Raw genomic sequence first — 8,345 nt, 5'->3', positions numbered from 1 at the left:
TTCCAGGTGCCCGCGACGAAGCCGTCGATCAGCACCGTGCCACGCACGATGCCGTTGACGGTGAACACGCGCGGGCGATGCGCCTCGTCGAGCACGCGGGCGCGGTCGTCGTGCGCGAGCAGCAGGTTGTCCCACTCGGCGAGCAGGCGCGGCGGCGCGGGCGTCGCTTCGTCGGGACGCGGCGCGCGCGGCAGGTCGAACAGCGCTTCACCCTGCGGTCCTTCGAAGCGGCGCAATCGCGCACCGAGCCGCTCGGCCACGGCCTTCCAGCCCGTGAGGCCCGACCACGCACCGGCATCGGCCAGGGTCGCGGGGCCGAAGGCGGCGAGGTAGCGCAGCAGCAGGTCGTCCTGCGTGGCTGCGCCCTGCTCTTCTTCCTCCTTGCCGAGCCAGGTGCCGAGCCGCTGCAGCAGCGCGTTCTGGTGCGAATTCCAGCTGCCCGCGGGCGGCAGGTGCACCAGCGGCAGGTTGTTGCGGATCAGCCCGGCGAGCGAGGCCGGCTCGCTGTGCGGCCAGCGTTCGAGCAAGGCCTGGCCGAGCTCGGTACTGGTGCGTGACCGCTCGTCGAGCAGTGCGTGGCCCATGGCCAGCGCCTGCGCACGGTCGACGCCTTCGAGCGCGCGCTTGTGGTTGCCCAGCAAACCGCGCTGGTGCGCCGCATCGAGCAACGGCCGCCAGGCCAGCGCATCGCGCGCGCTCACCAGGTGCAGGGTCGCGCGCATCATCGACAGCCGCACCACGCGGCGCCGGCGCAGCGCCTCGGTCAGCGCTTCGCGCGGGAACTCCTCGAGCCGGCTCCAGAGGCCGACATAAGGCGGATTGGGTGCCTGCGCCTGCAGTCCCGCGAGGCGCTCGATGGCCTGCGCGACCGGCAGGCGCTGGCGCGCCAGCAGCATCTGCCGCGCCAGCGTGGCGCGGTTCAGCGCGCGCAGGCTCAGAACTTCTCGTGCGGTGCCAGGTAGCGCCATTGACCCAGCGGCAGGTTGCCGAGCATGACCTTGCCGATGCGCACGCGCTTGAGCCCCACCACCTTGAGGCCGACCAGCTCGCACATGCGGCGGATCTGGCGCTTCTTGCCTTCGGTCAGCACGAAGCGCAACTGCTCGGGGTTCTGCCATTCGACGCGCGCGGGCTTGAGCGCCTGGCCGTCGAGGCTCAGGCCATGGCGCAGCTTGGCGAGCATGGCGGGCGGGAACACGGCCTGCACGTTGGTCGTGACCGGGTCGTCGTCGTCCATGCGCACCAGCTGGCCGGTGGGCGCGGGCTGGCCCAGGCCGTGGTAGGCCACGCGCACCAGGTACTCCTTCTCCATCGTCGAGTCCTCGCCGATCAGCTGGCGCGCGACGCGGCCGTCCTGCGTCATCACCAGCAGGCCGATGGAATCGATGTCGAGCCGGCCGCAGGGCGCAAGGCCGCGCAGCTGCTGCGGGTTGAAGAAGAAGCGCGCGTTGTCCTCGGCCCAGCGGTTGGCGGGCGTGAACAGCGTGACCGCGGGCTCGTGGCCGTCCTCGGCCTGGCTGCTGACGTAGCCGATGGGCTTGTTGATGAGGATGGTGACCTGGTTGGCCTGCTGGCCCTTGGCCGCCTTGTCGATCTCGATGCGGTCGGCGGGCGTGACCTTGACGCCCATCTCGGCCGGCTTGCCGTTGACCTTGACCCAGCCGTTGGCGATCCATTCGTCGGCCTCGCGGCGCGAGCAGATCTTGAGTTCGGCCATGCGCTTGTTGAGCCGCATGGGGCCGTCGGCCGAGGCCTGCGCGGACTGCGGCGCGGGTGCGCGGCGAAAGGAGGACGGACCGTTGGAAGGAGGAGGCGCGGGCATGGCCGATTATCGCCAGCGCGCAGGGCGTAAGCCTTTTGTCCGGCTTGCGCCGCCTGCGAGGCCGGTGCTATCGTGGCGGCAAGCGCGAGTTGATCGCGCCCTTTTTGGGGGATTCCCAAATGAGCACCACACGCAAGTACCACTACGCCATCGTCATCGGGCGCTTCCAGCCCGTCCACTTCGGTCACCAGAGACTCATCGAGGAAGCCGCCCGCGCGGCCGATCGCGTGATCGTGGTGGTCGGCTCCGACCGCACGCCGCGCAGCGTCAAGAACCCCTTCACCTTCGACGAACGCGAACGCATGGTGCGCGCCTGCCTGCGCGGCGGCGACCAGATGCGCGTGAGCGTGGTCGGTGTGGGCGACTCGCCCTACAACGACCAGCTGTGGATCGCGTCGATCCAGTCGGCGGTCGAGCGGCTGATCCTGCAGGACGGCCTCGCGCCCGCGCAGGCCAGGGTGGCGCTGGTGGGGCACCTCAAGGACGCCTCCAGCTACTACCTCAAGCTGTTCCCGCACTGGGAGTTCGTGGGCCAGCACAACGTCGAGAGCCTCAACGCCACCGACGTGCGCAACCTCTACTTCGATCCCGAGAACCGCGGCCAGCTCGCGCGCGCCGACCTGCCCGAGGGCAGCGCGGCCTTTCTCGAACGCTTCACCTCGACGGCCGACTATGCCGAGCTCTGCGAGGAGCGCGCCTTCCTCGCCGACTACCGCGACAAGTACCGCTACGCGGGCAGCGACTTCCCGCCGATCTACACCACGGTCGACGCGGTGGTGGTCGAGGCCGGCCACATCCTGATGGTGCAGCGCAAGTTCCATCCGGGGCGCGGCACCTGGGCGCTGCCCGGCGGCTTCGTGGGCCAGCAGGAGCGGCTGCTCGATGCGGCGGTGCGCGAACTCAAGGAGGAAACCCGTCTCAAGGTGCCGGTGCCCGTGCTCCACGGCAGCATGAAGGGCAGCCATGTGTTCGACGCGCCCGAGCGCTCGCAGCGCGGCCGCACCATCACGCACGGCTTCTTCTTCGAGCTCGCGCACAACCAGTGGACCGGCCTGTCGGACGTGCGCGCCGACGACGACGCGGCCGCGGTGCGCTGGGTGCCGATCGCCGAATTCCTCGGCATGCAGGAGCGGGTCTACGAAGACCACTTCTTCATCGCCAATCATTTCCTGGGTGGCCTGGGCAAGTCCTGAGAGAACTCGCCCCGGGCCTTGTCAGCAAGTACGGCCCCGGTTGACGGGTGCCACCGTGAAAGGAGCTTTCACATGAACCGCACGCTCTCTCCCTCCCTCGGCAGCAACCTGCTGCTGCGCACCGACTCCTACAAGGTGTCGCACTGGATGCAATACCCGCCGGGCACGCAGACGGTGTTCAGCTACATCGAGTCGCGCGGCGGGCTCTTCAGCCATTCGCTGTTCTTCGGACTGCAGGCCTATCTGCGCGAATACCTGCAGACGCCGGTGACGCGCGACGACGTGGACGAAGCCGCCGCACTGATGGCGGTGCACGGCGAGCCCTTCAACCGCGAAGGCTGGCTGCGGCTGATCGAGAAGCACGGCGGGCTGATGCCGGTGCGCATCCGCGCGGTGCCCGAGGGCAGCGTGCTGCCGGTGCACAACGTGCTCGCGACGATCGAGAACACCGACCCCGAGTTCTTCTGGGTCACGAGCTTCCTCGAGACCGAGCTGCTGCGTGCGATCTGGTATCCGACCACGGTGGCCACGGTCTCGGCCGCGGCCAAGACCACCCTGCTGCGCTACCTCGAGGCCACCTGCGACGATCCGCAGGGCCAGATCGCGTTCAAGCTGCACGACTTCGGCGCGCGCGGGGTCTCGAGCCTCGAATCGGCGGCGCTCGGCGGCATGGCGCACCTGGTCAACTTCATGGGCACCGACACGCTGAGCGCGTTGTTGGCCGCGCGCCGCTACTACGACTGCGACGTGGCGGGTTTCTCGATTCCCGCGGCCGAGCACAGCACCATCACGGGCTGGGGCCGCGAGCACGAGGCCGATGCCTACCGCAACATGGTGGCGCAGTTCGGCAAGCCGGGCGCAATCTTCGCGGTGGTGAGCGACAGCTACGACATCTTCAACGCCTGCGCCCGCCTGTGGGGCGATGCGCTGCGCGAGGAGGTGATTCGCTCGGGCGCGACGCTGGTGGTGCGCCCCGACTCGGGCGACCCGGCCGAGACGACGCTGAAGGTGGCGCAGATCCTGGCCGAGCGCTTCGGCACGACCACCAATGCCAAGGGTTTCCGGGTGCTGAACAACGTGCGCATCATCCAGGGCGACGGGGTGACGCTCGATTCATTGCGGCTGTGCCTGTCCAATTTCTTCCACAACGGCTTCTCGGCCGAGAACATCGCCTTCGGCATGGGTGGCGGGCTGCTGCAGCAGGTGAACCGCGACACCATGCAATGGGCGATGAAGTGCTCGGCGATGCAGGTCGACGGCGAATGGCGCGACGTCTACAAGGCGCCCGTGGGCGACACGAGCAAGACCTCGAAGAAGGGGCGGCTGGTGCTGGCTGCGTCCGCCGATGGCGAAGTGCGTACGCAACGTGCCGAGCAAGTTCTGGAGCCTGGGCAGGTGGATCTGCTCGAGACTGTGTATGAGAACGGGCGGATCGTTCGGGAGTCTGGCTTCGAAGGGATCCGTGGACTTGCCGCTTCTGGCGTTGGGCGGTTGGTTACCTCTCGGGCGCCGCTCTGACTCTTTGTTGCGGCCGGGGGCGCGTGCACAGGACAGCGGGTACTTCCCTCCGCGAATGTCCCCCGCCTTCGGCTCCTCCTTTATTTCGCTGCGGGAAGCACCCACTGCCCTGTGCCCGAGACGCGCTCGGGTTGTGCGGCCGGTTCTACCGCCGTGTCCAGGCTCACGTCGATGGTGTGCTCCCCGCAGCGAAATAAAGGAGGAGCCCGAAGGGCGGGGGACATTCGCGGAGGGGAGCACGCCGTCGGCGTGAGCCCACCCCGGTGCCCCGGACCCCGGTTCCCGCACTGCCACAAGCCCTAGCCATAATCCGCGCAGACCGCCGAACACATGACCAAACTCCTGATCCTCAGCGTGAGCGCGGGCAACGGCCACGTGCGGGCCGCCCAGGCCCTCGCCGCCACCGCCCAATCCCTCAGCCCGCCCTGCCCGGCGGTCCACATCGACGCCATGGCGCACGTGCCCGCGGGCTTTCGCAAGGTCTACACCGACTGGTACATCCAGCTCGTGAACCGCGCACCCGAGCTCTGGTCGTACTTGCACCAGCGCACCGACGTCACGCCGCACCACGCGCCCTCGCAGCGCATGCGCCGCGGCATCGAGCGGCTGAGCACCGTCGCGCTGGTGCGCGAGATCCGGCGCGAGAAGCCCGATGCGGTGATCTGCACCCACTTCCTGCCGGCCGAACTGCTGATGCGCGAGCGTAACCGCGGGCGCATCGAGTATCCGGTGTGGCTGCAGGTCACCGACTACGACCTGCACAACATGTGGCTGGTGCCGGGCATGACCGGCTACCTCGCGGCCACCGAGGAGGTCGCGTTCCGGCTGCGCGCGCGCGGCATCCCGCCCGAGCGCATCCACGTCACCGGCATTCCCGTCATGCCCGCCTTCTCCGAACCCGATGCGCTGGAGCGCGACGCCTGCGCCGCCGCGCTTGGCCTCGATCCCGCGCGGCCCGTGCTGCTGATGGTCTCGGGCGGCGCCGGCGTGGGCGATCTCTCGAGCATGGTCGAGCGCGTGCTCGCGCTCGGCGCCGGCGACGAACCCGGCGGCCGCTTCCAGGTGATCGCCGTGGCCGGCCGCAATGCCGAGATGCACGGCCGGTTGCAGGCTCTCGCGGCGCGCCATCCGGGCCGCGTGGTGGCCGTGGGTTTCACCAACGAGATGCACAAGCTCATGGCCGCGTCCGACCTCGTCGTCACCAAGCCCGGCGGCCTCACGGTCTCCGAATGCCTCGCGCTCGGCAAGCCCATGCTGCTGATCTCGCCGATCCCCGGCCAGGAGGAGCACAACGCCGGCTTCCTTATGGAGGAAGGCGCGGGCTGGCTCGCCTACGACGCCATCGGCCTCGAGTACAAGGTCGCGCGGCTGATGGCCGATCCGGCCAAGCTCGCCCACATGGCCCAGCGCAGCAAGGCGCTGGGCAAGCCACGGGCCGCGCGCGCGGTGCTCGATCGCGTGCTGGGGCCGTCGGCATGAGCTGGCGCAACGAAGACCGGCCCACCGTGGGCCGCACCCTGGTGTACCTGCTCTGGGTCGTCACCATGGCCTTCTTCTTCGCCAATGCCGAGATCCAGATCGAGGGCGGCGCCGGCTGGGCCACCTCGCTGCCGACCTGGCGCATCGAGAACAGCATCTGGCTCGACATCTTCTGGGGCGGCCGCGCGATGACCGGCTACCACGCCTGGGTCTTCACCTTCATGGCGCTGGTGTTCTTCTCGCCGCTGGCCTTCTCGGGCCGCTGGAAGCTGCGCGACTGGGGCCTCGCGCTCGCGGGCCTGATCGTGTTCTGGGTCTGCGAGGACTTCCTCTGGTTCCTCATCAACCCGGCCTTCGGCTGGGACAACTTCAACCCCACCAAGGCCTTCTGGCACAAGCACTGGATGTGGGGTGCGCCGGTCGATTACTGGGGCGGCCTCGCGGTCGCCGCGCTGATCCTGGTGCGCCGGCACTGGCCGCGCCGATGAGCCGCGCGAACATCGTGCGCCGCATGCGCGAGGCCCGGCGGGCGCAGCGCGAGGCGCAGGCCGCGCCCGTGGAGCGGCCCGACCACTGGGCCGATCCGCTCGATGCGCTGGGCGTGGAGAACCTGCACCGCCTCACGCCCACGCTCTACCGCAGCGCCCAGCCGCGCGCGAAGGACGTGGCGGCGCTGCAGTCGCTCGGCATCCGCACCGTGGTCAGCCTGCGTTCCTTCAACGACGACCGCAAGGTGTTCGCGGGCCATGGCATGCGGCTGGTGCGCGTGCCGATCAACACCTGGGACATCGACGACGCGAAGGTGCAGCGCGCGCTGCACGCGATCCTCGATGCCGAACGGCACGGGCCGGTGCTGATCCACTGCATGCACGGCGCCGACCGCACCGGCGTCGTCTCCGCCGTCTACCGCATGGCGCTGCAGGGCTGGGACAAGGAGGCCGCGCGCCAGGAGATGCTGCGCGGCGGCTACGGCTACCACACGCTGTGGCGCAACATCCCGCGCTACATCGAGCGCGTGGACCCCGGGAAGATGCGCCACGCGCTGGCCCAGGCACCCGCGACACCGGCGGTTCCAGGGCTGTCCTGAAGGCGCCAGCAGGCTTCGCGGCCCGCTCCTATACTGGCCCGCGCCGGCCCCCGGCGGCCGGTCGCACCCACCTTCCGCACACGCTTCATCCGCTTCACAAGGGGCATCCGCCATGGCACTCCAACTGCGTTCCCTCGTCCGTTCGAACGGCGAGCTCGAGCTCTCGCTGCACGACGAACCCATCCCCGAACCGCAGGCCCACGAGGTCGTGATCCGCGTCGAGGCTTCGCCGATGAACCCCTCGGACCTCGGCCTGCTGTTCGGCGCCGCCGACATGACGACCGCCAAGGCCTCGGGCAGCGCCGAGCGCCCGGTCGTCACCGCCACCGTGCCCGAGCGCGCGCGCCCCGCGATGGCGGGCCGGCTCGACCAGTCGATGCCCGTGGGCAACGAGGGCGCGGGCACGGTCGTGAAGGCCGGGTCTTCGCCCGAGGCACAGGCCCTGCTCGGCAAGACCGTGGCCGCGATCGGCGGCGCCATGTACTCGCAGTACCGCGCGGTGGCCGTCGCGCAATGCCTCGAACTGCCCGAAGGCACCGCGCCGGCCGATGGCGCGTCGTGCTTCGTCAATCCGCTGACCTCGCTCGGCATGGTCGAGACCATGAAGCGCGAAGGCCATACCGCACTGGTCCACACGGCAGCCGCATCCAACCTCGGCCAGATGCTCAACAAGATCTGCCAGAAGGACGGCATCGCGCTCGTCAACATCGTGCGCAAGCCCGAGCAGGAAGCGCTGCTGCGCGGCCTCGGCGCCAAGTACGTCTGCAACGCCGCCTCGCCCACCTTCCTCGACGATCTCACGCAGGCCCTGGTCGAGACCGGCGCCACCCTGGCCTTCGACGCCACCGGCGGCGGCAAGCTCGCGGGCCAGATCCTCGGCTGCATGGAAGCGGCGCTCAACCGCACCGCCAAGGAATACAGCCGCTACGGCTCGACCACGCACAAGCAGGTCTACATCTACGGCGGCCTGGACCGCGGCCCGACCGAGTTCGTGCGCAATTTCGGCATGGCCTGGGGCATGGGCGGCTGGCTGCTGTTCCCGTTCCTGCAGAAGCTCGGCGCCGAAGGCACGCAGCGGCTGCGCGCACGCGTGGTGGCCGAGCTCAAGACCACCTTCGCGAGCCGCTACACCCGCGAGGTCTCGCTGACCGAGGCGCTGCAGCTCGATGCGATCGGCGTCTACGGCAAGCAGGCGACGGGCGAGAAGTTCCTGCTCAATCCCAACAAGGGCATCGCGGCCTGAGAT

General features: G+C 69.5%; 9 protein-coding genes, 1 tRNA gene and 1 pseudogene. 8 read left to right on the top strand and 3 right to left on the bottom strand.

Annotation, left to right across the window (positions count from 1 at the left end; translation table 11 throughout):
• Positions 1-968: winged helix DNA-binding domain-containing protein (locus tag AC27VN_RS24810; RefSeq protein WP_490878234.1), on the bottom strand; the 968-nt coding region annotated here is incomplete at its 3' end.
• A complete protein-coding gene (locus tag AC27VN_RS24805; protein ID WP_057593553.1) occupies positions 935-1,735 on the bottom strand; it encodes a pseudouridine synthase in 801 nt (266 codons plus the stop codon). The genes AC27VN_RS24810 and AC27VN_RS24805, both read right to left, overlap by 34 nt.
• Positions 1,736-1,941: 206 nt before the next feature.
• Between AC27VN_RS24805 and AC27VN_RS24800 the strand changes: the two genes are divergently transcribed.
• Positions 1,942-3,015: a bifunctional nicotinamide-nucleotide adenylyltransferase/Nudix hydroxylase gene (locus AC27VN_RS24800; RefSeq protein ID WP_208507475.1), complete on the top strand. Its 1,074-nt coding sequence runs from the start codon at positions 1,942-1,944 to the stop codon at positions 3,013-3,015.
• A gap of 72 nt (positions 3,016-3,087) precedes the next feature.
• A pseudogene (locus AC27VN_RS24795) lies at positions 3,088-3,342 on the top strand (nicotinamide phosphoribosyltransferase domain-containing protein); the annotation flags it as partial.
• On the opposite strand, the gene AC27VN_RS24790 reads toward AC27VN_RS24795, so the two are convergent.
• Positions 3,255-3,563, bottom strand: a complete 309-nt coding sequence (locus AC27VN_RS24790; RefSeq protein ID WP_490878233.1) for a hypothetical protein — start codon at positions 3,561-3,563, stop codon at positions 3,255-3,257. The pseudogene AC27VN_RS24795 and the gene AC27VN_RS24790 overlap by 88 nt on opposite strands.
• Positions 3,564-3,674: 111 nt before the next feature.
• On the opposite strand from AC27VN_RS24790, the gene AC27VN_RS24785 reads away from it, so the two are divergent.
• The 6 genes from AC27VN_RS24785 (at position 3,675) to AC27VN_RS24760 (ending at position 8,342) form a co-directional block, all read left to right on the top strand.
• Positions 3,675-3,794, top strand: a tRNA-Arg gene (locus tag AC27VN_RS24785).
• Positions 3,763-4,533, top strand: a complete 771-nt coding sequence (locus tag AC27VN_RS24780; RefSeq protein ID WP_490878232.1) for a hypothetical protein — start codon at positions 3,763-3,765, stop codon at positions 4,531-4,533. Before AC27VN_RS24785 ends, AC27VN_RS24780 begins: the two co-directional genes overlap by 32 nt.
• 330 nt (positions 4,534-4,863) lie before the next feature.
• A complete protein-coding gene (locus AC27VN_RS24775; RefSeq protein ID WP_093355200.1) occupies positions 4,864-6,012 on the top strand; it encodes an MGDG synthase family glycosyltransferase in 1,149 nt (382 codons plus the stop codon).
• Positions 6,009-6,500, top strand: coding sequence for a hypothetical protein (locus AC27VN_RS24770; protein ID WP_093355197.1), 492 nt, complete (start codon positions 6,009-6,011; stop codon positions 6,498-6,500). The genes AC27VN_RS24775 and AC27VN_RS24770 overlap by 4 nt, the downstream gene beginning before the upstream one ends.
• Complete coding sequence (locus AC27VN_RS24765; RefSeq protein ID WP_490878231.1) at positions 6,497-7,099, top strand: dual specificity protein phosphatase family protein; 603 nt, start codon at positions 6,497-6,499, stop codon at positions 7,097-7,099. Before AC27VN_RS24770 ends, AC27VN_RS24765 begins: the two co-directional genes overlap by 4 nt.
• Before the next feature lie 112 nt (positions 7,100-7,211).
• Positions 7,212-8,342 (top strand): zinc-binding dehydrogenase, encoded by a 1,131-nt coding sequence (locus AC27VN_RS24760; protein WP_296781509.1) that lies wholly within the window; start codon positions 7,212-7,214, stop codon positions 8,340-8,342.
• The last annotated feature ends 3 nt before the right edge of the window (positions 8,343-8,345 follow it).

The organism is Variovorax sp. 20P10.2.4 (assembly GCF_058244205.1).
This window is presented reverse-complemented; position numbering and strand designations above follow the sequence as displayed.

Excerpts from the sequence above, each read along its gene's own strand:
- AC27VN_RS24770 (WP_093355197.1), top strand. The coding sequence starts at position 6,009 with ATGAGCTGGCGCAACGAAGACCGGCCCACCGTGGGCCGCACCCTGGTG.
- AC27VN_RS24760 (WP_296781509.1), top strand. The coding sequence starts at position 7,212 with ATGGCACTCCAACTGCGTTCCCTCGTCCGTTCGAACGGCGAGCTCGAG.
- AC27VN_RS24765 (WP_490878231.1), top strand. The coding sequence starts at position 6,497 with ATGAGCCGCGCGAACATCGTGCGCCGCATGCGCGAGGCCCGGCGGGCG.
- AC27VN_RS24775 (WP_093355200.1), top strand. The coding sequence starts at position 4,864 with ATGACCAAACTCCTGATCCTCAGCGTGAGCGCGGGCAACGGCCACGTG.
- AC27VN_RS24800 (WP_208507475.1), top strand. The coding sequence starts at position 1,942 with ATGAGCACCACACGCAAGTACCACTACGCCATCGTCATCGGGCGCTTC.
- AC27VN_RS24805 (WP_057593553.1), bottom strand. The coding sequence starts at position 1,735 with ATGCGGCTCAACAAGCGCATGGCCGAACTCAAGATCTGCTCGCGCCGC.